We start from the raw sequence: 22,603 nt of genomic DNA, 5'->3' as shown, positions 1-22,603 counted from the left end.
GTATAAATAGACATATCATCAACAGGGTCGTCAGGGAGGAAAAACTTCGTGTCCAACAGCAATTCAACCTCAAGCATTCACTTCTGGCCGATCATGATCGCCATCTTTTTCGGCACCTTCGTCTCCGTGCTAGCGACCACAACGATAAACATCGCGGTTCCGCTCTTAATGGATCATTTTAATACTGGATTAGGCACGATGCAATGGATGGTCACCGGCTTCATGCTGGCTACTGGCGTTACGGCTCCATTAACCGGCTATTTAGGCGGGAGATTCAGCTATAAACGGCTGTATTTTTTTGCACTTGTTGGCTTTACCTTCTTCTCTTTCCTATGCGCGGTAGCTTGGAGCGCACCGTCCCTCATCGTATTCCGCATGCTTCAGGGTGCATGCAGCGGACTGATCATGTCCAGCACGATGACGATTATTTTCCAAGTCATACCGAAAGAACGCCGGCCATTTGCCGTAAGTCTCTGGTCGTTATCGGCCATGGTCGCTCCGGCAATCGGCCCGACCTTCAGCGGCTGGCTGCTGCAGAACGCCAGCTGGCACTGGCTGTTCCTCATTAATGTGCCGGTCGGTATGATTGCCGTCATTTTAACAAAAACTTTAATACCTTATTACCGGATGAACGTTCCAAAATCATTGGATGTAGCCGGCCTGTTAACCGTCGTACTTGGCAGTTTGGCGCTGCTGACGGCGTTCAGCCAAGGTCATACCTGGGGCTGGGGATCTGCGAAAACGTTAGGATTGCTGCTTGGAGGTGCCATGCTGCTCGCTTTATTCGTCTGGCGCGAGCTTACGGCGGAGGTTCCGCTGCTCAACTTGCGCGTGTTCCGCAATCGGCGGTTTACGATTATGCTGTCCATTTACAGCCTAATAACTGTCGCCATGTATAGCGGCACCTATCTCGCACCGCTGTTCCTGCAAACCGTGCGAGGCGCAACGCCGCTAGAAACCGGATTGATTCTGCTGCCCTCCTCCGTGCTGCTCGCATTGCTTAGCCCAATTGCCGGCAAGCTTTATCCGAAGCTGGGTCCGGTCAAAATGATTACATTCGGCATCGTCTTCATCTTTGCCGGTCTTTTTCTGATGGGCTGGCTTCGAGTTGATGTTTCTTACAGCTTTATATTGTGGGCAATGGTGCTTCGCAATATTGGCATCGGCTTCTCTTCAGTCCCGAGCAGCACTGCTTCCATGGAAGAAATTACGCCGGAGTGGTCGGGACATGCTACCTCAATCAACAACTGGATACGGAACGTGCTGAGCTCTTTCGCCATTGCGATGTTCACCTCTATGCTGTCGAGCCGGGCAGCCTTTCACTCCCATGAGCTGACCGGTGCAGGCGGCGCTGGCTCAGCGGCATCTGCCGACTCGGTGCGGCTGCTGTCGTTCACGATGGGCGTCAACGATGTATTTGTCGCTGGTGCGCTCGTTGTACTGCTTGCGCTGCCGCTGTTGCTGTTCGCCCGCCGCAAACGGCTGCCCGTAGCCGCTGGGCAAAGCGCATAGAAAACATATAAATTTACAGCTGAAGACGCAAAAGAACCTTTCCCGCAAAGCGGAAAAGGTTCTTTTTGTAGCTGCTTTATTTAAGGCTTCAGCTGCCATAGGGCCGGAGCGTTAGCCGGCTCCCAGCTTACAATAGAAGTGTGGCTTTGCAGACAAGTATAGGTTTTGCCGCCATAGGAGACGACATCACCTGGCTTATACGCTTTGCCGGCTGCCCATGCTGCCGCTGTTCCGCTGTTGGGATCGGACGCTGTCGTTGCACTCACTGCCGAGCTGGCTGCAGAGACGTTGCCTGCCGCATCCTTTGCTGTAACTGTGAACGTATACGATGTATTCGGGGTAAGGCCGCTCACGACTGCTGTCGTTCCAGTTGCTGCTACCGATTGCCCGTTGCCGTAAAAAACCGTATAACCCGTCACACCGACGTTATCTGTTGAGGCGTTCCAGCTAAGCGTAATGGAGGTCGATGTTGCGGCTGTAGCTTGCAACCCAGCCGGTACGGTTGGAGCGGAAGTATCTGTCCCTCCGCCTCCACCGCCGCTGCTGCCGCCGCATACGCCAATGTACTTCCAAACGCCCCATTCGCCACTCAGGTCAGGACGGTCGCCCTGTGTCCACCATTTTGCTTCATAAAGCTGGCCGTTGTACGATGCCCGTTGTCCGCCCTGGAAAACACCTGTTGCCGTCCAAGGCGTTGCTGTACAAGCCGGTACGGCAGCGGTTTTCACTGTCAGCGCTGCGCTTGCCGCTGAGACGTTGCCTGCCGCATCTGACGCTCTGACCGTAAACGTGTATTGCGTGTCGGCTGTCAGGCCGGAGACTGTTGCTGACGTTCCAGTCACTTGCACGGTTTGGCCAGAACCATATGAGACGGTGTAGCCTGTTACGCCGACATTGTCCGTTGAAGCCGTCCAATTAAGCGTGATGCTCGTTGCATCTACTCCCGATGCAGTCAGACCCGCAGGTACGCTAGGCGGTGTCGTGTCCACTACAGGTGCGGTCGTCTTTACTTTGAGCGCTGCGCTTGGCGCCGAGATATTGCCCGCCGCATCCGCTGCTGTAATTGTAATCGTATATTCCGTATTCGGCGTTAAGCCGTTAATCGTTGCGGAGGTTCCATTTGAAGAAACCGTTCCGCTACCGTAGGAGACGGTATAGCTTTTGACCCCTACATTGTCCGTTGAAGCCGTCCAGTTGAGCGAGATGCTTGTGGACGTTACGTTGACCGCGTTCACTCCGGATGGAGCGCTTGGGGCAATCGTGTCCGGCGGAGCAGCCGGACCTTGCAAATCGGATTTCAGCTTAGCCAGCAGCACAGACTGCCGGTCGCCGGAAAACTCCCAGAACATCGCGCCGCCAAGCCCTTTGCTTTTAATAAAATCAGTTTTATGTCCGAATGATTCCACATCATCATAAGAGATAAAAAGGCCATTGCTTGGATTGTACAGGTAAGGCACCTTCGCTACATTGTTCCAGTAACGGGTGTAGCCGTTTTTGTTAATATAGTTGGCTGCAAGATCGGAATAGTCGAATGAGCCTGCCTCGAATGTGCCGACTGAAGCCGGTCCTGTACAGTTTTTATACTGTCCGTTCCCCGCTGCTTGGCAGCCCTGCCAGCCGCGTCCGTAGAACGGAGTACCCATGACGAGCTTGCTCGGCGGCACACCTGCATTCAAGTGGCCGTTAACCCCGGCTTCTACATTGTAGACCGAGGCGTTTGGCACGCCTGCAGCTGCAGCAGCGGGATCATTGTACAGCGGCGCATTGTGTCCGCTTATCGTTTGCCAGCCGCCGTTGAAATCATAGGTCATAATATTAATCCAATCCACGACCTGAGCTATCGCGCTAAGCTCCGTATTCGTAACAAAGGATTGACTCGCTCCTGATGCAATAGTAAGTAAATACCTTTTGCCGTCCTGTGTGCCCGCCGCATCCAGCTTTGCTCGGATGGCATTAAGCAAGAGCGTATAATTTTGCTTATCCTGAGGGCGGACACTATTGCCGTCAAGACCGCCGCTTACTGGATACTCCCAGTCCAGATCGACGCCGTCGAACTGATACTTACGCAGGAAGTCGACGGCTGAATTCGCGAACACCTCGCGAGTAGCCGCGCTGGCCGCCACATCGGAGAAGCGGTTCGACCATGACCAGCCGCCTACTGAAATGATTGTTTTCAGCTGCGGATTGGCCGCTTTCAGCTTGATCAGCTGCTTGAAATTACCGCGAAGCGGATCATTCCAGTTGTCTCCCGGATTCGTTTTTTGGGCGTCAATAAAAGGATCACCCATTACGATCGTTCCGTTTGGCGCATTGATTACGCCGTTCTCGTCTTGACAGGTCCAGGTTTGAGGATTCGGACTGGAGGGGGATGAATTGCCGTGAATGCCGTTCCAGCAAATATCCGCGAATGCGTAATTGATATGCGTCACCTTGGAAGCGTCCATATCCCACACCTGATAATTGCGCCCGTAGGCTCCCCATGCCGGATAGTAGCCGATGATTTTGTACGACGATGCGTCAGCCGCCTCCGCCTTCGTTGCGCCTATTCCCGGAATCGGTGCAATCGACAATGCTAGAGCCAATAGAATAGCAAAAAGCACCATACGCCTCATGACATACAAACCGCCTGTTTTCAAATTATTACCTCCTCATAAATTGGGTTTTCATATAAAAAATTTTCGATACCATAAGCATCGAAAATACTGTAATCCCGTGTGTCATCACCTCTCTTCCCAGCCCTATTATCTAAAACTAGCCGCGTCCATTTAAAGGATAACTTTGGATGCTGAAGGGATAAAAACATCCAAAATCAGTAAAATATGAGTCTAATTTCATATGAAATTCAGCTGCCAGTTCGGCACAGTGTAAAAAATGAGTCCTTCGGCCCTCCTGCCTTCGACATCGCTATTTGCGCACAATAAAAAAGAGGTCCGGCGTATGAAACGCCGGACCTCTTAAGGGGAATTAGCTGTAAAATGAATGGCTCATTTGCTGTCGAACGGTGCTGCCTGCACATTCCGCAGTCGCCTACAGCGAACCTGCTTCACTTTTTTGCGAACTAACTTTCGCTCTCGGGCCGTCTGTAACCTCGAACGCACCTGACAGCGAAGCAATCTTCGCTACTCGCGAACCAAGGTTCATCAACTGCGAAATTTGGTTCGCTGTAGCCCTGCAGCAACCTCTATTCACCGCTTTTAACGCAACCAGGTTCGCTATACTGCGAACCTGCTTCGCTGTAGCATTGAACCTCCTAGAGAGCGGACACATCGAGGTCAATCAAATGTTAGTTGAACCCCAGCCCTCATCCTATCTGCCACCGCGCACCCTTACACTCGACAGCACCATTTTCCTCTGATGAACCTGCTTCGCTATTTAACGAACCAACTTTCGCTCTAAACCTGACTGCAACCTCGGTTGCCTCTCTCAACGAACCTGCTTCGCTATTTTGCGAACCAATTTTCACTCTAAACCTGACTGCAACCTCGATCGCCTCTCTCAACGAACCTGTTTCGCTATTTTGCAAACCAACTTTCGCTCTGGGGCCGTCTGTAACCTCGAACGCACCTCACAGCGAATCAAACTTCGTTACTCATGAACCTAGGTTCTCCAATTGCGAAATTTGGTTCGCTGTTACCCCGCACATACCTCTATTCGCTACTTTTAACGCAATTGGCTTCGCTAATTTGCGAACCTGCTTCGCTGGAGCATTGAATCTCCTAGAGAGCGGACACATCGAGGCCAACCAAATGTTAGTTAAACCCTAGCCCTCATCCTATCTGCCACCGTGCACCCTTACACGCGACAGCACCATTTTCCTTTAACAAACCAGTGCACCTCCTCCATCCGTCCTTCCAATATCACTAAGCCTAATCTGCCTCGACCGGAACAACAGCATGGTCAAGCTCAGCTTCCAGTTGCCCGGCATAGGCTGCACCTTGCTCCTCTGACCAGCCGAATGCTTCGGCCATATAGGCATGGACGGCATCCTTCCAGCGGATAACCCGCGCCCGGTCGAATAATAAATTGCCTGTGCGGCGAATCCAGAAATCGACGGGCTTTACCGTCATCTCATAACGAATCGCATACAGCAGCTCCGCCATTACGCCCATCGGAATACCGCGCTTCACTCCCTCTGCTTGCGCTTCCTCTGCAAGTTCCAGCACCCGCTTCATATTGGAGCCGAATCGTCCGGCCAGCCGCTTAGCCTCATCCGGCGCAAATCCCTTCTCCATAGCGGCCTTCGCCATTCCTGCAGCATAACTTTCAAAACTGCCGGAACCGCCGACCTCTCCACCTGACATCGGAAGCGTCCTCGTCCGGCTTGCCCCGATGCCGCTAACGCCATTCGCCGCCAATTGGGAGACAGCTTTGTCTACGGCGGTCTCAGCCATTTTCCGGTACCCTGTCAGCTTACCGCCCGCCATCGAGATGAGGCCCGATTCCGAGACAAAAATCTCGTCTCGCCGCGAAATTTCCGAAGGGTCCTTGCCCTCCTGATGGATGAGCGGCCGCAGCCCCGCCCAGCTTGATTCCACATCCTCCGGCTTCAGCCCCAGCGTAGGAAACATATCATTCGCGGCGTTCAAAATATATCGCAAATCGCCAGATGTCATGCGCGGATGAGCGATATCCGACTTGTAATTCGTATCGGTTGTACCGATATACGTCTTGCCCTCACGAGGAATAGCAAAAACCATTCTGCCGTCTGGCGTATCGAAGTAAATCGCTTGCGTCAGCGGAAAACGGCTCTGATCAAAAACAAGATGAACGCCTTTGGTCAAATGGAGTGTTTTCCCCTTTTTCGAACCGTCCTTCTCACGCAGCTTATCAACCCATGGACCCGCCGCGTTGATGATCGCCTTCGCACGCAGCTCCCCAACCGCTCCTGAGATGCTGTCGCACGCATGAACGCCCACGACCTTCCCATCCCCGTCATAGATGAAGGACTCTGCTGCCACATAAGGTATCGCATCCGCCCCCAGCTCCACCGCCTTCTTCAGCACTTCGATCGTCAGCCTGGCGTCATCTGTACGGTACTCGACGTAATAGCCGCCGCCCTTCATTCCTTCGCGCTTCAGCAGCGGCTCCTTGGTCAAAGTCGCGTCAACGCTCAGCATTTTGCGGCGTTCCTTCCGCTTCACCCCAGCCAGAAAATCATACACCCGGAGCCCAAGCGATGTACTGAACCGCCCGAAAGTGCCTCCCGCGTAAAAAGGCAGCAGCATCCATTCCGGTGTTGTCACATGCGGCCCGTTCTCATAGACGATTGCCCGCTCCTTGCCAACCTCTGCTACAACGCCGATTTCCAGCTGCTTCAAATAACGCAAGCCGCCGTGCACCAGCTTCGTCGAACGGCTCGACGTGCCCGCCGCAAAATCCTGCATGTCGATCAAAGCGGTTCGCAAGCCCCGTGACTGCGCATCAAGCGCAATGCCGGCTCCCGTTATTCCCCCGCCGATAATAAGCAAATCATAAGTACTTCCCTGCATCCGTTCCCACACGTCTGTCCGGTAAAGAGCATTAAACGCTGTTGCATCATTCCGAGCCTTTTCGCTTGCAGTTTCCATTAGCAATCACCCGTTTCATATATAGTTACGGACGCAAAAAAGGAGAAGCCGCAAATACCTCCTGCTTCTGCTTACGCAAAAACGAGAGGTTATTACGGTTTCTCCTAATCTCCGACCGATTATAAACTTGTAAGGCCATCTTACCACACTACGTCTTGCAAAAGCTAGCCCGGATCTCGCCGTGTGCAGCTCGCAGCTCCTGCTGAACTATAAAAGGTTGCCTAAGGATGAACCGGTGACTGGTAACCGGTCGTCTTCCTTTCTCATCCATTACTGATGGTGTTCAACCATAACCATATCCTGCAGTCATTATCATCCGAATTAGAGGCCGTCAATATCATATCCCACAGCAGCTCACCGCCTACCGGAATTCCATTGCCGCTTTGACCGCTTTCCTCCAGCCCTCATACAGCTCGGCGCTGCGCGCCGCTTCAATCGCTGGCTCAAAAACGTGCTCCGTGCTGCGCTGCCCTTCGATCTGCTCCCGGCTGTCCCAGTAACCGACAGCGAGACCCGCCAAATAAGCAGCGCCTAGCGCTGTCGCTTCGCTAATGGCCGGCCGCTCTACCGGCACCTGCAGCAAATCGCTTTGAATTTGCATCAGCAAATTATTGCGGATTGCGCCGCCGTCGACGCATAGAGATTTCAGTTGCATGCCGGAGGATTGCTCCATCGCCTCCAGCACATCCTTTACCTGATAAGCAATCGCTTCCAGCGTAGCGCGGACAAAATGCTCCCGCTTCGTTCCACGCGTCATGCCGAATGCTGCTCCGCGCACGTCGCTGTCCCAATACGGCGTGCCAAGACCAACGAAAGCCGGCACTACATAGACACCCTCGCTCGATTCCACGGATGCCGCGAGTCGCTCGCTCTCCTCTGACGTCTCGATCATTTCCAGCCCTTCGCGCAGCCATTGTATAGCCGATCCGGCAACGAACACGCTGCCCTCCAGCGCATAATCGACCTTGCCGTCGATGCCCCAAGCTATCGTCGTCAACAGCCCATGCTCCGATTGAATCGGCTCCGCCCCCGTATTCATCAGCATAAAACAGCCTGTACCGTACGTGTTTTTCGCTTCCCCTTTGTCATAGCAGGCATGTCCGAACAAAGCGGACTGCTGGTCGCCCGCCGCACCGGCAATGGCAATTTCGCCGCCGAACAGCGCGGCATCCGTCCTTCCGTACACCTCTGAAGATGAACGGACCTCCGGAAGCATCGATCCCGGAATGTCCAACAGTTCCAGCAGCTCCTTGTCCCAGCTGAGCTCATAAATATTGTAGAGCAGCGTACGCGAAGCATTGGAGTAATCCGTTGCATGAACCGTTCCGCCTGTCAGCTTCCAGATGAGCCAGCTGTCGACGGTTCCGAACAGCAGCTGCCCTGCTTCTGCCTGCTCGCGTGCCCCTTCTACTTCGTCAAGCAGCCATTTTACCTTCGTCCCGGAAAAATAAGGGTCGATCAGCAGCCCGGTTTTCTCCCTGATCAACTGATCATGCCCTGCGCTTTTCAACGTTTCACATAACTCGGCGGTTTGGCGCGACTGCCAGACGACGGCGGAATGAATCGGCTTGCCCGTCTCCCGGTTCCAGACGATCGTCGTCTCGCGCTGATTCGTAATGCCGATGGCGGCAATCCGGTCCGCAGTCAGTCCTTCCTTCGCCAACACCTCGCGAATGACCGTAAGCGACGTTTCCCACAGCTGCTCCGCATCCTGCTCCACCCAGCCGGGCTGCGGAAACAAACAGGTGACGGGCTGCTGAGCAACCGCAAATGGTTCGCCCGCATGGTTGAACAATATCGCCCGCGTACTGGTCGTCCCCTGATCCAAGGCTAAAATAAACTTCTCCTGCTGCTCCATGCCGTCATCCCCCCTCTTCACACCAGAAATGTCTAACCAATCCAAATCTAAATCCAGAACTAATGCAATTGCCGTTGCCGTTGCCAAGCCTACCTTAAGTCAAAACCGCAGGCATCCAGCACAAGCGGCACACAATCATAAAGCAATCAGCCCTCTTGCCCCGGCGCATACCGCTTCCACAGCTCCCGTCTGGAGGTCGTTACCGCCTCTGCACCTGCCGCAATCGCCGCCTCTACGTCTTCTGCGGTCCGGATAAGGCCGCCGGCAAGAACCGGCGTCCCCGTCTTTCCCTTCACCTCTTGAATCATGTGCGGCATAACGCCGGGCAGCACCTCAATGAAATCCGGCTGAGCCCGTTCAATGACGGCATAGCTCTTTTCCAGCGCATTCGTATCCAGCAGAAAAAGCCGCTGAATCGCAATCAAGCCATTCTGCTTCGTCTTCTGAATGACGCCGGCTCTTGTTGATATAATGCCTGCCGGCGCAATTTGCTGGCATAAAAACTGCGCCGCATGCTCGTCATTTTTCAGCCCTTCGATCAAATCCGCATGAATCAATATTCGCTTGCCATGCCTCGACGCTTCATCCACAATGCTTTTCAACTGTCCGATCTGGCTGTCGAGCAGCACCAAATAGGTATAGGACGAAGCGATTAGCGCTTCGAAATCTTTCCACCCTCGTATTGAAGGCATGATCGGCTGCCCGAAAAAAGACACCTGCCATCGCTCCCCGCCATCCATGACTTCATCCATTTCAATACTTCTATTTTAACCATCATTATGGACGGGATCATAGCCTTTTGCTAAAAAAACACATGTGAGCCTGCCGTTAATACCGCTCCGACACCAGCTTCGCTTGCATAAACAGCTGCAAATAATCCCGGCTGCCCGCTTTGGAGTCGGTACCCGACATATTGAAGCCGCCAAACGGATGGGCCCCCACCAAAGCGCCGGTGCATTTGCGGTTGAAATAGAGATTGCCTGCAAAAAACTCACGCCGGGCCAGCTCCAGATGCGACCGGTTATGCGAGATGACTGCGCCCGTCAGCCCGTAGTCGGTCGCATTGGCAAGCGCGACGGCTTCCTCAAACGAGCCCGCCTTCGTAAAAGCAACGACCGGCCCGAATATTTCCTCCTGCGAAATCCGGGCGGAGCTGTCGACATCGGCGAATATCGTCGGCTCGATAAAATAGCCCTCAGCGCTCCCGGTACCTCCTCCTGCTATGAGGCGGCCTTCTGTTTTACCAGCTTCAATGTAGGCCTGTATTCTTGCATACGCCTTCTCATCAATGACGGGGCCAAGCGAGGCAGATGCTAGTGCCGGATCATCCATAACGAGCCGCTGAGTGCGCTCAATTACCTTTTGCAGCACGGTATCATAGACCGCTTCATGAACGATAGCCCGCGAACAGGCGGAGCACTTTTGCCCTGAAAATCCGAAAGCAGCAGCCGTAATCGATTCGGCAGCCAGCTCCAGATCGGCGTCGCTATCGACGACAATGGCATCCTTTCCGCCCATTTCGGCGATAACGCGCTTGATCCATTTTTGCCCGGGCTGTGTCACGGCCGCTCTTTCATTGATACGCAGCCCTACTTCCCTGGAGCCGGTAAAGCTGACGTATCGGGTCAGCGGGTGATCAACCAGCACATCCCCGATCTCGCTTCCCGGCCCCGGCAAATAATTGACGACGCCGGGCGGCAAGCCTGCCTCCTCCAGCAGCTCGACCAGCTTGGCTGCTATGACTGGCGTCGGGCTGGCCGGCTTTAATACGACCGTGTTGCCTGCAACAATTGCAGCTGTGGTCATGCCTGTCGTGATGGCAAGAGGAAAGTTCCATGGCGGAATGACGACGCCGACGCCCAGCGGAATATAGCTGAGCTCGTTCTCCTCGTCTCTCAGTGCCGTCAATGGCTGCGGCAAGGCGAGACGCTGCATTTCCCGCGCGTAAAACTCCATAAAATCAATCGCTTCCGCCGTATCGGCATCTGCCTCGGTTCGCGTTTTGCCCGCTTCCAGCGTCATCCACGCCGAGAACTCATGCTTACGCCGCCGCATGATTGCCGCAGCCCGGTACAGGTATCGGGCGCGTTCCTCCGGTGCTACATACCGCCAGCTTTCAAAAGCCGCCGCCGCGGCTTGAATCGCTTTTTCCGCTAGGCCAACATCCGCTTGGGAGACAATGCCGACGGTTTCTTTTATACGTGCCGGGTTGATTGAGCCTTCCTTCCTGTCCGTCTCGATTCGTTCGCCGCCGATCACAAGCGGATAATGCCGGCCAAGCTTCGACCGGACTTCTTGCAGCGCGGCATCGTAGTCACGATTGTTGCCAGCGTCGTTAAATGGTGTAAACGGTTCATTCTGAAACGGAATTCGCATAATAGGAACAGCCTCCTTCGGAATAACATAGTGATGAGCAGCTGTTAACTAAGGACTGGGGAGAGGATGGTGGATGGCACGGAGCTCTATCGGAAAGTAATGCTGACGATTTCCGGCAGCGAGCCGGTCAAACGACTTTCATTAAAGTACGGACGAAGGCTGGCGAGAAAATTTATTGCTGGCGAGCAGTTGGAGGATGCGCTGCAACAGATCGAAATTTTGAATAGCCGCGGCATTATGGTTACGCTGGATCATCTTGGCGAGGGCATTACGCATTTGGATGAGGCAGAGGGCTACCGGGATGAGTACGTCAGGCTCGTTGACGGGATCGCAGAGCGCAGGGTCAATGCCAATGTGTCGCTCAAACCGACGCAAATGGGAATGGCGATTGACGGCGAAGCCTGTTACCGCAACATCAGCGCGGTCGTGCGGCAGGCTGCCGGGCACCGGATTTTCGTCCGTATCGATATGGAGGACTCCCCGTTCACGCAGCGCACGATCGATCTCGTCACTCGTCTGCACAGCGATGGACTAACGAACGTCGGCACGGTCGTTCAAGCCTACCTTTTCCGGACGATGGACGATGTCCGCACGCTCGCTAAGGCCGGCGTCAAGCTTCGGCTCGTAAAAGGCGCTTACAAAGAGCCCGCCTCCATCGCCTATCAGCGCAAGAGCGATGTAGTATCCAACTTCAAGCGGATCATCCGGTTTCACCTCGATCAAGGCATTTATACCGCGATTGCGACGCATGACGATACGATCATTAATTGGGTAAAAGAATACGCCCGCCGCAACCGGCTGCCGAAAACCGCCTTTGAATTTCAGATGCTTTACGGTTTGCGGTCGAATGAGCAAGCGTCGCTTGCCAAGCAAGGCTACCGGATACGCTGCTATATGCCGTACGGAACGATGTGGTATCCCTACTACACGCGCAGGCTGGCCGAGAAGCCGGCAAACTTGATGCTGGTTCTAAAAAATATGTTCCACTAAGCCAAAATAGGCCATGAATCGGTTCCGCTTCGTTACAGGGAACAGGTTCATGGCCTTATTTGATTCCTATTTTACAATCCTCATCCGCCGATAATCGTCAATTCCTTCGGATAGCTCGTCAGCACATCAGCTGTACCGTCAGCGCGGATATAGACATCGTCCTCGATTCGGACGCCGCCGACGATAGGGTCATAGACGCCCGGCTCCACCGTGAACAGCAGCCCCGGCTCGATGATCGTATGGTTTTGCCCCGATACAGAAGGCTGCTCATGCACATCCATACCGAAGCCATGTCCAACCCGGTGGGTGAAAAGCGGGCCAAAGCCGCGCTGCGCAATCGCCTCCCGCGCCGCCAGATCGACCGCTGACAATGGGACGCCGGCACGTGCCGCTGCTATGCCTGCTTTGTTCGCCGTCAGTACCGCATCGTAAATGTCCCGCTGTGCCTGTGAAGGCTCGCCGATAACAAAGGTCCGCGTAATGTCCGAGCAATAGCCGCCCGCCTGCACGCCGATATCGATCAGCAGAAAATGGCCGTTCTCTAGCTTGTGCGGACCCGGCACGCCATGAGGCAGCGCCGATCTCGCGCCTGTTAGCACGATCGATTCGAAGGCCGGACGGTCTGCTCCTAGTTTGCGCATTTGATATTCAAGCTCGGCTGTCAGCTCGATTTCCGTTACGCCCACGGCAGCTCTGCTGACCGTATGCGCCACTACCTGCTCCACCATATGAATAGCGGTTCGTACCTTCGCGATTTCATCCTCGCTTTTTTTCATCCGCAGCGACAGAATGAAAGCCTCCAGATCAACGAAGCTTCCTTGCGGAAAAGCAGCTTGAAGCCGTTCGGCTTTTGCGACCGACACCGCTTCCTTCTCGATGCCGATGGAGCGCTCACTGCCCGTGGTGTACTTTTTCAGCACTTCATAGGCATTGTCCGTATCAGAGATCGGCACTGTAGAGCGCGGATCGGCATGTTTTTCCGCTTCCGGCAGGTCGAGCAGCGGCATATACAGCTTCTCCTCGCCCGTTGCCGCTAAAGTAAACGCTAAGAAACGTTCATGCGGATTGCAATGGAAGCCGGTAAAATAATAAACGTTCGTAGGCGACGTTATCATCGCCAGATCGATTGCATTTTGCTGCATATAAGCAAGCAAGCTTTGTTTTCGGGACTGCCAGACGGATTGTCCAGTCATTGTGGTTCCCCCTTTATATTTTTCATCATGGGATTGTGTGGTTGTTAGTTTGTTTGGCCTTGCGCAGCTTGTTGTGCGTCGCGCGGCATTGCGTAGCGATTGCCTGCCGCAAACGCTTCGCAGCAGGATGGCTTCCTTCATTGTAGCATAACCTTCTGGCGGTTTCCTCGCGCCGCTCCTATTATATTCGCCCGGCCAGCAAGGTATAATGGACGTATAGATTGTTAACGAGAGGATGATCTTCATGTTGAGTTTTGAGCAAAAATTAAGCAATTACGCCGAGCTGATCGTTCGTATCGGAGCCAACGTCCAGCAGGGGCAATCCGTTATGCTGAATGCATCAGTAGAGGCGATCGAGCTTACGCGGCTCGTCGTCAAGAAAGCCTATGAAGCCGGCGCTTATCAGGTAAAAGTAAGCTGGCATGACGATGCCGTCTCGCGCATCAAATATGATTTGGCGCCAGAAGCTTCGCTGCTGGAGGAGCCGAAATGGTCAGCCGGCGAAAAGCTGGAGATGGCCGAGCAAGGCGCGGCTTCGATTACGATCAGCACCGCTGATCCTGACCTGCTTCGCGGCGTGCCGATTGAACGCGTCAACAGCGCCGACCGGGTGCTCCGTACAGCGAATGGGAAATACCGCCAATACGCGCAAGCGTTCAAATTCAGCTGGTCGCTGGCCACCGCTCCTTCTGCTGCGTGGGCGGCAAAAGTATTTCCGGACGTTCCCGAAGAGGAACAAATCGACAGGCTTTGGGATGCAATTTTCAGCATGGTGCGGGCCGACCAGCCCGATCCGATCGCTGCTTGGGAGGCGCATATTCGCGTCCTGAAAGAGAAGGCCGCTTACTTGAATGACAAGAGCTATAAGGAGCTGCACTATACCGCGCCCGGCACGGATCTGACCATTGCTTTGCCTGAGGGACATGTATGGCTGGGCGGCAGCAAAAGCAATGAGCAAGGCACGCTGTTCGTGCCGAACCTGCCGACGGAGGAGGTCTACACCGCCCCGCTGCGCACGGGCGTCAACGGTACTGTCTCCAGCACGAAGCCGCTGAGCTATAACGGCAATGTTATCGATCGGTTCTCGTTCACTTTCGAGAACGGGCGTGTCGTAAGCGTATCTGCCGAGCAGGGCGAGGAAGCGCTCAAAGGGCTGATCGAGACCGACGAGGGCTCGCATTATTTGGGCGAGGTGGCGCTCGTTCCGCATCATTCCCCGATCTCGGATTCGAACATTTTGTTCTACAAAACGCTGTTCGACGAGAATGCGTCCTGCCATCTCGCTGTCGGCAGCGCTTATGCCTCCTGCGTAGAGGGCGGCGCCAAGCTGTCGCAGGAAGAGCTGGCCGCAAAAGGGCTAAACCGCAGCATGGCGCATACGGATTTCATGGTCGGCTCTGGCGAGCTGAACATTTACGGCATCACCGCCGACGGGCAGCGTGAAGCCGTGCTGTTGAACGGCAATTGGGCGTTTTAGCGGCAGGCTTGCGCTGGCGCTGAGGAAACAGGTTCGCTGCGCGTTTCGGCTCAGGCTGCCGTTCTTGATTCCATCTCTAAACTCGCTTCGCGCGTCTTCAGATGGATAGAATCTGCAAAATGTCATCCTGAGCTCGAAACGCTCCGCTGCCCTGGTGCTGCGTCAACCCAAAAAGGCTTTGCCGTAATATCCGGCAAAGCCTTTTTTTCAGATTACTATTCGCTCGCATTAAATGAGCCGCAATTATTGCTGCTTCAGCACGAACGAAGCTCGTTACGTTACACTATTTCAGTGAACCAGATTCTCTATCTACCCTGGCGGAGCGCGTTGCCCGTCATTCCACTCTAACGAAGCTGGTTCGCTTTTTCTGCTCTTGAGTTTCCGTCGCATCATTTTAGCGAACCGGATTCGCTATTTACCTTACTGGGGCGCCCTGCCACATTTTAGCGAAGCAGATTCGCTATTTTGCGAATCGAGGTTCGTTGTACGACTGACCTGCAAGTTACTTTTTTGCTGCAGCGAAGCAATTTTCGCTTTCCGTGAACCTTGGTTCGCGAATAACGAAGTTTAGTTCGCTGTTGGCGGTTCCCCACCCGTTTGCCCGTTCATTAGCGAATTTGGCTTCGTTAGAGTGCGAAGCTGCTTCGCTATTTTGTACATTGAGGATTCCCTACCCGATTTCTGCGAAGCAACTTCGCTAGTTACCTTACTGGAGCGCACTGCCACACTTTAGCGAAGCAGATTCACTATTTTGCGAATCGAGGTTCGTTGTACGACTGACCTGTTAGTTACTTTATTGCTGCAGCGAAGCAATTTTCGCTTTCCGTGAACCTTGGTTCGCGAATAACGAAATTTAGTTCGCTGTTGGCGATTCCCCACCAGTTTGCCCGTTCATCAGCGAATTTGGCTTCGTTAGATTGCGAAGCTGGTTCGCTATTTTGTGTATTGAGATTCTCTGCCCCATTTTCTGCGGAGCAACTTCGCTAGTTACCTTACCGGAGCGCCCTGCCACACTTTAGCGAAGCAGATTCGCTATTTTGCGAATCGAGGTTCGTTGTACGACTGACCTGTTAGTTACTTTTTTGCCGCAGCGAAGCAATTTTCGCTTTCCGTGAACCTTGGTTCGCGAATAACGAAATTTAGTTCGCTGTTGGCGATTCCCCACCAGTTTGCCCGCTCATTAGCGAATTTGGCTTCGTTAGATTGCGAAGCCGGTTCGCTAGTTTGTACATTGAGGATTCCCTACCCGATTTCTGAGAAGCAACTTCGCTATTTACCTTACTGGAGCGCCCTGCCACACTTTAGCGAAGCAGATTCGCTATTTTGCGAATCAAGGTTCGTTGTACGACTGACCTGCTAGTTACTTTTTTGCCGCAGCGAAGCAATTTTCGCTTTCCGTGAACTTTGGTTCCCGAATAACGAAGTTTAGTTCGCTGTTGGCGGTTCCCCACCCGTTTGCCCGTTCATTAGCGAATTTGGCTTCGTTAGATTGCGAAGCTGATTCGCTATTTTGTGCGTTGAGGTTTCCTGCCCGATTTCTGATAAGCAACTTCGCTAGTTACCTTACCCGAGCGCCTTGCCACACTTTAGCGAAGCAGATTCGCTATTTTGCGAATAGAGGTTCCTTGTACCACTGACCTGCAAGTGTGCTGCGCCAATTAAGCGGAGCTGGTTCGTCCCCCATGTAACGGAGTCCTTCATACCTTTTTCGTGGTTAGAGCCCATTCCCCCAACTAGGCAGCTGCATATGATGGGTTCGAATCTATAATCCAAGGAGTGGATCATTTGTATCACCAAAATTATTATGCTCAGTACGGCAAAGTCAGTCCGGAGCCGTTCAACCCCAGCCAAGTACCAGTCGTCTCTACCATCGACCCTTACGTAGTAGAGGCTTTATGCCGCCTGGTTGGCCGTTTCGTACTGCTGGAAACAACACGAGGCGGTATAGAGGGCACCATTATTGATGTAAAACCAGACCATGTGCTCCTCCAATTGCACAACCGTCAAGCATGCGTACGCATTGCAGAAATTGTATGGACGATGCCGCTATAGGCATTGCGGAAAAATAACCGCAAAAAGATTACTTATGCGCCATGACTCCCCATGCAACAAGCAGCGTGAAAGTACATTGCTTTTTTAAACGGGCCATTATCTGTATAGACGGACCCATCGCATCCCCACCAGACACAGCCAAAAGCACCCCAAGAGCCGGCCAGCGGCTGCTTGGGGTGTTCCCTAATATCCAATTGACCCGTTAGCCGCCGAACAATCTCATCAGCAAAATACCAGCAAAAGCTGTTGCGATTCCAATCGTCTCTAGCCTCGTGAATTTCTCTTTTACCACGAACCGGGTATACAGCAACACGATGAGTACGTTGAGCGCAGTTACTGCCGACACTAGCCCAGCTTTGCCGTTATCAAACGCCGTTATAATAAGCATCATCCCCACCGCATTCGTAATGCCGACGCCAAGTCCGGTTAAAAAGGTCCTTTTGCCGCTCCAGCCAGCTAGTGACGATAACGCAGCCTCTCCCCCGGCAGACGGTACTGCTGAAGAAGCTATTTGCACCTTTGCTCCTCCGCTTCTCCCTGCCGTCCCAGAAGCTATTTGAACCTCTGCTCCTCCGCTTCCCCTTACAGTCCCATTGCCTGCACTCGCGCTGTCCTTCCATGCTACTGCACCCTCGCTGCCGTCCCCCTTCGTCGCTCCAACAAAAGCTTCATTCGCCGCAACAATTCCAATAGCTCTCGCAGCAGCCAGCCTTTCCCCTCGAAGATCCTTCAACCACCATAGACCAAAGCATAGGCTGCCCATGGCGAACATGCAGACGAGTGTCGGGAACATTTGCGCTTCCATCATCGTTGACCATTTGCCTGACAGATCATTGCCTGCAAAAAGCAGCATCGCCAGCAATCCCCATTGCGCTCCCTGCAAATTTGACCAGGACAAGTCATTCGAGTAACGAACCAGCAATATGCCGGTGATGATGACGGCAAAGGCGAGGAACTGCATGCCGTTCAGCTTTTCTGCCCACAATAGGTATGCGATAATAGCGACTACAACCGAAGGCAACGCGGTCAAAATAGCGACCAGCGACGCTTTGCCAACTGCAAAGCCCTTGAACATGCTCGCATTAGCGCCAAATGAGAACAGTCCCATCTGCAAGCCGATCAGCGCGGACATCGTCCACTGCTGCCCCGTCACAATGGCGCATACCAGGGTAATAATCGCCCCCGAGAAAAAGGTTCCGCATAACAGCGCATTTCGGCTAAGCGGCTTCTGACTCGTCCAATGATATAAAATGCCCCGCAAGCCAAAGCTGCAGGCAGCAAGAATTGAAAACAACAGCCAAACCATCCAAGCTCTCTCCTGTCTTTAACATCATGAAATATAGACACTCCGCATCTTCAACTATCATGACACCTAGCCCCTTGCTTGTAAATGATCTCTTTTGTGGATAAGAAACCAGCCAAAAATGTGGATAAACCCCATAAAACAGCGCCCTGACTTAAAATCCCTATGTTGATAATGTGGATAAGTTTGTGGGTATCTGTATCAACTTCTTCTGTACCATCCTTTACATGACTGCAGATCCGACAAAATAAAAAAAGAGCACAGGAAGCCAGGCCAAATCCGCCCGCACTTCCCATGCTCCGATGCCCGATGCCGTCTATTTAAGCGGCAGCCAGTCCAGCACGTCTTTGATTTTCCGATCCCAGTAGCTCCAATCATGCGTTGCTCCCGGCTCTTCACTGTAAGTCAGCTGCAAATTTGTTTGCAGGCAGGCGTCGCGGAAGGTAAGGTTGTCCTGATACAGAAAATCTTCTGTGCCGCAGGCCTGATAAAGCAATGGCTTCGGCCCCGTCTGTTTATCAGCTTGCTCTGCCATCCAGAGCAAATCGTCGTTCGTTCCTTTGATCGGCCTCTCCCCAAAAGCCTTCATGACGGGAGCATACAGCCCGTCACCCGGGTTCAGCTTCTCCCGGTGTCCGTGCATGTCGAGCGCGCCGGACAGGCTGGCTGCCGCAGCGAACCGGTCGGGATAATTCAACACCCATTTAAAAGCGCCATACCCGCCCATGGACAAGCCAGCCGCAAAGTTTTTCTCCCGTTCCGCCGACAATGGAAAGAAGGAGCGAGCCACAGCAGGCAGCTCTTCGGTCAAATATGTCCAATACCGGTCTCCCTGCTCCATCTCGGTATAAAAGCTTTTATGCAAATTCGGCATGACGACAGCAAGCCCGAGCGGTGCTGCATATCTCTCGATCGATGTCCGGCGCAGCCATATCGTATGATCGTCAGATAATCCGTGAAGCAAATATAGAACCGGATGCTTATCCGCCCCCCCTGCTCCTTCCATGCCGATCTGCGATACCGTTTTTTGCGGCAAAATGACCGTCATCGACGTATTCATGCCTAACGTTTCCGAGAAATAATCACATTGAACCAGTGCCATTGCTTTTTCCTCCTATAATGAACGCTATGTCCACCACAAATTGTATAGCAATCCGCAAAGTCCTTCAATGCTTGATCTTTGGCGCTTTTTCACCCCAACATTCACCAAATTTATAAATAGATTATTAAATTCATCTGCACTTGAAACTATTTGCGGTTTATAATCGTAAATAGAGCTATTCGGTACCGACGATAACTAAATCATCCAAACATAATTAGGAGGCCTGTACAAATGTCTATTTTCAAACGCCTGCGTGACCTGACCCTTTCCAACGTGTATGCCCTGATCGAGAAAGCTGAGGATCCGATTAAACTGACTGACCAGTATATTCGCGATATGACAGAGGACCTGGCAGATGCTGAAAAAGCGGTTGCTGCACAGATCGCCCTTGAGAAAAAATTCAAGCAGTTGTACGAAGAGCAAGCTCAACTCGTTGAAAAACGCGGAGAGCAAGCGCATGTCGCTGCTCAAGCCCAAAACATCGATCTGGCCCGCCGCGCGCTGGAAGAGAAAAAATCGGCTGAAGCGAAAGCTGCCGAGTACAAAACGAGCTATGACAGCAACAAAGCAATGGCCGATAATCTTCGCGGCAAGCTTGACGAAATGCGCAAACAGCTCACGGATATGAAAAACAAACGCGAGACGATTGCCGCTCGCTTCAACGCTGCTAAAGCGCAAGAGCAAATCAACAAGTCGATCGCCGGCTTCGGCACCGACTCTGCAAGTGCAGGTCTGAAGCGCATGGAAGAAAAAATGCTGGAGATGGAAGCTCGCGCCGAAGCAAGCAACGAGCTGACGATCAACAAAGGCAAATCGCTTGACGACGAATTTGCTGCACTGGGTAAAGACAAAGCGGTTGAGGATGAGCTTGCCGCCCTTCTGAAGCAATACGAGAAGAAGGAATAGTGAGCAACGGCGCAGCTTAAAGCGCCCTGTCCGCCGGGGTTTGGGATCGGGGAAGCCTGATCGCAAAACCGGCGGATTTTGCAATTATTTTACCGATATCGGGGGAACGAAGGCATGACTTGGACGGATTTGCTGCAAATTCCAGTGTGGACCGCCGCTGGCGCGGTATTGCTGTTCGTATTGATGTATTTGGACTCATTAACGACGAAATATCATGATTTTCAAGAGATGAAAGACGGCAATATCGCGGTAACGACGCGCTTTGTCATGAAGCTGGGCGCACAGGCGTATATTTTGGCGCAATCGATCGGGCAAGCCACTTATATGTGGGAAGCACTTGCGATTTCGGTTGCTTCGTTCATTACGCTGCTCGTGCTAGAGTGGCTGTTCCGCCGGATTTTCGCGGCAACCGCAGGCATTCAATTAGAGCAAGGCATTCATGATGGAAAAATCGGCTACGCGCTTCTTGCAGGATCGCTTCATATTGCCGGGGCGCTTATTATAGGTTCGGTATAATAATAACGACTGCAAGCAGAAAGAGGGAACGAAACGATGAGCCTTTTCAAACGGATTAAAAATATTTGGGCGAAGCCGGCACCCGTCCAAGCGGAGAAGAGCATTTTATCTTTGACCGCAGGCGATGTGTGCGAGGTGTCGCTCGTAACGTACCAGGTAACGGGCCGCACGCAAAACCGCAGCCGCAATGCGGTCGTTCTGACGCTTCAGGACGGTACGGATATTCGCTATTTATGCATTGAAGAACGGGAGCGCACGGTGTTTGCGTTGTACGAGCAGATAGACGGACGACTCGATGAGATTGACGAAGTCCCGACTACGCTTGAGCTCGACGACCGCGCCTACCATATGGAGGAGCATTTTTCGGGCATGATTATGGCAAGCGGCAAAACGCCCTTCATGCAGGGCGGCGAGCAGCATGTCTGGCAGTACCAGTCCGACGATATGCGGCTGCTGCGCGTAGAGTGGCAGGACGGCCGCTTCATGCTCTATACAGGCGAGTCTGTGCTGCCGGCAGACGTTCACGTTCTGAGAGGCGTATAGACAGCTGCAGGACGGGCTGACTTATGCGTTAGAGGAGGACACAGCATGGAGAAGAAGTGGTGGCTGCAAGGCATAAAAATCTTACTGCTGCTCAGCTTCATCGTCCCGATGCTCGCCGCCTGTGCGATCTCGGATACGGTGAAGGAGCAATACCCGCTTGAATCGGTCAACGGCTCCGGCAGCTCAACCTCGTATGTGTACCGGGCGGAAAATCAGACGGTGCCGGAAGTGGCCGCGCAGCTGGTCGAGAAGAAAAAGCCGCAGGAGCAATCCAAAGAAAGCACGGAGCGGATGTTCCTCGTCTATTCGGACGAAATCATTCATATTCAACAAGCGCCAGACGCTCCTGAGGACACGCTAATTGAGGTCGACTCCAAGGAATACGTTCGGCAAAACTATAATATGAGCTTCCTTGAGGGCTATCTCTTGGCCAGCCTGATCGGCGATCTGTTCGATAACGGACGCTACGGCAATGGGGGCTACAGAGGCTATTCTTCCAAGGATGTCTATAAGCCGAAGGATACCTACCGGAAGCCAAGCGATCAGGACGTGAAAAAGGCGCCGCCGATGACGGTGAACAAGACAGGCACCATTTTTAAACGTTCCAAAAACGCCGATTCTACCGTTATGGGCGGTAAAAAGGGAAGCAGCTCCGGCTCGTCCAGCGGTTCCAAGGGTACCATCATTACGGGCGATAAGAAAAGTAGCTCCAGCAAGTCGGGCTCCGTCTTCACAAAGCCCAAGAAAACGTACCCGAAAATCCGATCAGGCTCCGGCCGGATCAGCCGAAGGCGATGAAGTGAAAGCAATGCCGATGCAGGACGAAGCGCCCTGCATCGGCATTGCTTTTTTTATTGCATGGCTGTGGCGCAGCCCCGCTTCCCCAACCTACTCCGCCCTGTAACGGGAAGGGGAGACTCTTAGCTCGGCTTACCTGCTGCTCGGACACCTATTTCAGTTCACCTGCTGCCCAGGCTCCTTTCTCGGTTCTCCTACTGCTCGGACTCCCTTTTCGGCTCTTCTTCTTTTCGGCTCTTCTTCTTTCCGGCTCTTTTTTAGGTTCCCTTGCTAATCCGGCTCCTATTACGGCTCCTATTCGGGCCCCCCTTTACTCGAACGAACCGGATTCGCTATTTTGCGAACCTGACTTCGCTGTACGCGGCCTTTAACTAACCTAAACTGCCAACAGCGAAGCAATCTTCGCTGTT

16 protein-coding genes are annotated in these 22,603 nt (G+C 53.1%); 8 read left to right on the top strand and 8 right to left on the bottom strand.

What is annotated here, in order from left to right; translation table 11 throughout:
* Positions 1-48 precede the first annotated feature (48 nt).
* A complete protein-coding gene (locus ACFVVF_RS13560) occupies positions 49-1,512 on the top strand; it encodes an MDR family MFS transporter (RefSeq protein ID WP_387810053.1) in 1,464 nt (487 codons plus the stop codon).
* 80 nt (positions 1,513-1,592) lie between these two features.
* Here the strand turns inward: ACFVVF_RS13560 and ACFVVF_RS13555 are convergent, their stop codons facing one another.
* The 5 genes from ACFVVF_RS13555 to pruA all read right to left on the bottom strand — a co-directional run bounded on the left by ACFVVF_RS13555 (position 1,593) and on the right by pruA (position 11,313).
* Entirely contained in the window at positions 1,593-4,115 is a 2,523-nt protein-coding gene (locus ACFVVF_RS13555; protein ID WP_387811449.1) for a glycosyl hydrolase family 18 protein, read from the bottom strand.
* 1,263 nt (positions 4,116-5,378) lie between these two features.
* Positions 5,379-7,079 carry a glycerol-3-phosphate dehydrogenase/oxidase gene (locus tag ACFVVF_RS13550; RefSeq protein ID WP_387810050.1) on the bottom strand — a complete coding sequence of 567 codons (1,701 nt, stop codon included), beginning with the start codon at positions 7,077-7,079 and terminating at the stop codon, positions 5,379-5,381.
* Positions 7,080-7,440: 361 nt separating this feature from the next.
* Complete coding sequence (gene glpK, locus ACFVVF_RS13545; RefSeq protein WP_387811446.1) at positions 7,441-8,937, bottom strand: glycerol kinase GlpK; 1,497 nt, start codon at positions 8,935-8,937, stop codon at positions 7,441-7,443.
* Positions 8,938-9,083: 146 nt separating this feature from the next.
* Complete coding sequence (locus tag ACFVVF_RS13540; protein ID WP_387810047.1) at positions 9,084-9,689, bottom strand: glycerol-3-phosphate responsive antiterminator; 606 nt, start codon at positions 9,687-9,689, stop codon at positions 9,084-9,086.
* A 76-nt stretch (positions 9,690-9,765) separates the two neighbouring features.
* Complete coding sequence (pruA, locus tag ACFVVF_RS13535) at positions 9,766-11,313, bottom strand: L-glutamate gamma-semialdehyde dehydrogenase (RefSeq protein WP_387810044.1); 1,548 nt, start codon at positions 11,311-11,313, stop codon at positions 9,766-9,768.
* 69 nt (positions 11,314-11,382) lie between these two features.
* On the opposite strand from pruA, the gene ACFVVF_RS13530 reads away from it, so the two are divergent.
* Positions 11,383-12,303, top strand: coding sequence for a proline dehydrogenase family protein (locus ACFVVF_RS13530; RefSeq protein WP_387811443.1), 921 nt, complete (start codon positions 11,383-11,385; stop codon positions 12,301-12,303).
* 80 nt (positions 12,304-12,383) lie between these two features.
* Here ACFVVF_RS13530 and ACFVVF_RS13525 read toward each other — a convergent pair whose 3' ends face one another.
* Positions 12,384-13,496, bottom strand: a complete 1,113-nt coding sequence (locus ACFVVF_RS13525; protein ID WP_387810041.1) for a M24 family metallopeptidase — start codon at positions 13,494-13,496, stop codon at positions 12,384-12,386.
* A gap of 244 nt (positions 13,497-13,740) precedes the next feature.
* Between ACFVVF_RS13525 and ACFVVF_RS13520 the strand changes: the two genes are divergently transcribed.
* A complete protein-coding gene (locus ACFVVF_RS13520; protein ID WP_387810038.1) occupies positions 13,741-14,973 on the top strand; it encodes an aminopeptidase in 1,233 nt (410 codons plus the stop codon).
* A 1,785-nt stretch (positions 14,974-16,758) separates the two neighbouring features.
* The gene (locus tag ACFVVF_RS13515) at positions 16,759-17,025 is read left to right on the top strand and encodes a DUF2642 domain-containing protein (RefSeq protein WP_387810034.1); all 267 of its coding nucleotides are present in this window, start codon (positions 16,759-16,761) and stop codon (positions 17,023-17,025) included.
* Between the two features lie 202 nt (positions 17,026-17,227).
* Here the strand turns inward: ACFVVF_RS13515 and ACFVVF_RS13510 are convergent, their stop codons facing one another.
* On the bottom strand, positions 17,228-18,331 hold the full coding sequence (locus ACFVVF_RS13510) for an EamA family transporter (RefSeq protein WP_387810031.1): 1,104 nt from the start codon (positions 18,329-18,331) through the stop codon (positions 17,228-17,230).
* A 313-nt stretch (positions 18,332-18,644) separates the two neighbouring features.
* Positions 18,645-19,430 carry an alpha/beta hydrolase gene (locus ACFVVF_RS13505; RefSeq protein WP_387810028.1) on the bottom strand — a complete coding sequence of 262 codons (786 nt, stop codon included), beginning with the start codon at positions 19,428-19,430 and terminating at the stop codon, positions 18,645-18,647.
* Between the two features lie 231 nt (positions 19,431-19,661).
* On the opposite strand from ACFVVF_RS13505, the gene ACFVVF_RS13500 reads away from it, so the two are divergent.
* The 4 genes from ACFVVF_RS13500 to ACFVVF_RS13485 all read left to right on the top strand — a co-directional run bounded on the left by ACFVVF_RS13500 (position 19,662) and on the right by ACFVVF_RS13485 (position 22,193).
* Positions 19,662-20,336 carry a PspA/IM30 family protein gene (locus tag ACFVVF_RS13500; protein ID WP_387810025.1) on the top strand — a complete coding sequence of 225 codons (675 nt, stop codon included), beginning with the start codon at positions 19,662-19,664 and terminating at the stop codon, positions 20,334-20,336.
* 114 nt (positions 20,337-20,450) lie between these two features.
* Positions 20,451-20,852 carry a DUF350 domain-containing protein gene (locus tag ACFVVF_RS13495; protein WP_387810022.1) on the top strand — a complete coding sequence of 134 codons (402 nt, stop codon included), beginning with the start codon at positions 20,451-20,453 and terminating at the stop codon, positions 20,850-20,852.
* Between the two features lie 36 nt (positions 20,853-20,888).
* Positions 20,889-21,395, top strand: coding sequence for a DUF4178 domain-containing protein (locus tag ACFVVF_RS13490; RefSeq protein ID WP_387810020.1), 507 nt, complete (start codon positions 20,889-20,891; stop codon positions 21,393-21,395).
* A gap of 45 nt (positions 21,396-21,440) precedes the next feature.
* Positions 21,441-22,193: a DUF4247 domain-containing protein gene (locus tag ACFVVF_RS13485; RefSeq protein ID WP_387810017.1), complete on the top strand. Its 753-nt coding sequence runs from the start codon at positions 21,441-21,443 to the stop codon at positions 22,191-22,193.
* Positions 22,194-22,603 lie beyond the last annotated feature (410 nt).

Origin of the sequence: Paenibacillus sp. NPDC058174 (assembly GCF_042883865.1) — a bacterium.
Lineage (GTDB): Bacteria > Bacillota > Bacilli > Paenibacillales > Paenibacillaceae > Pristimantibacillus.
This window is presented reverse-complemented; position numbering and strand designations above follow the sequence as displayed.

Coding starts and splice junctions, on each gene's coding strand:
- ACFVVF_RS13555 (WP_387811449.1), bottom strand. CDS start 4,115: ATGGTGCTTTTTGCTATTCTATTGGCTCTAGCATTGTCGATTGCACCG.
- ACFVVF_RS13550 (WP_387810050.1), bottom strand. CDS start 7,079: ATGGAAACTGCAAGCGAAAAGGCTCGGAATGATGCAACAGCGTTTAAT.
- glpK (WP_387811446.1), bottom strand. CDS start 8,937: ATGGAGCAGCAGGAGAAGTTTATTTTAGCCTTGGATCAGGGGACGACC.
- ACFVVF_RS13540 (WP_387810047.1), bottom strand. CDS start 9,689: ATGGATGAAGTCATGGATGGCGGGGAGCGATGGCAGGTGTCTTTTTTC.
- pruA (WP_387810044.1), bottom strand. CDS start 11,313: ATGCGAATTCCGTTTCAGAATGAACCGTTTACACCATTTAACGACGCT.
- ACFVVF_RS13525 (WP_387810041.1), bottom strand. CDS start 13,496: ATGACTGGACAATCCGTCTGGCAGTCCCGAAAACAAAGCTTGCTTGCT.
- ACFVVF_RS13520 (WP_387810038.1), top strand. CDS start 13,741: ATGTTGAGTTTTGAGCAAAAATTAAGCAATTACGCCGAGCTGATCGTT.
- ACFVVF_RS13510 (WP_387810031.1), bottom strand. CDS start 18,331: ATGGTTTGGCTGTTGTTTTCAATTCTTGCTGCCTGCAGCTTTGGCTTG.
- ACFVVF_RS13505 (WP_387810028.1), bottom strand. CDS start 19,430: ATGGCACTGGTTCAATGTGATTATTTCTCGGAAACGTTAGGCATGAAT.
- ACFVVF_RS13500 (WP_387810025.1), top strand. CDS start 19,662: ATGTCTATTTTCAAACGCCTGCGTGACCTGACCCTTTCCAACGTGTAT.
- ACFVVF_RS13495 (WP_387810022.1), top strand. CDS start 20,451: ATGACTTGGACGGATTTGCTGCAAATTCCAGTGTGGACCGCCGCTGGC.
- ACFVVF_RS13490 (WP_387810020.1), top strand. CDS start 20,889: ATGAGCCTTTTCAAACGGATTAAAAATATTTGGGCGAAGCCGGCACCC.
- ACFVVF_RS13485 (WP_387810017.1), top strand. CDS start 21,441: ATGGAGAAGAAGTGGTGGCTGCAAGGCATAAAAATCTTACTGCTGCTC.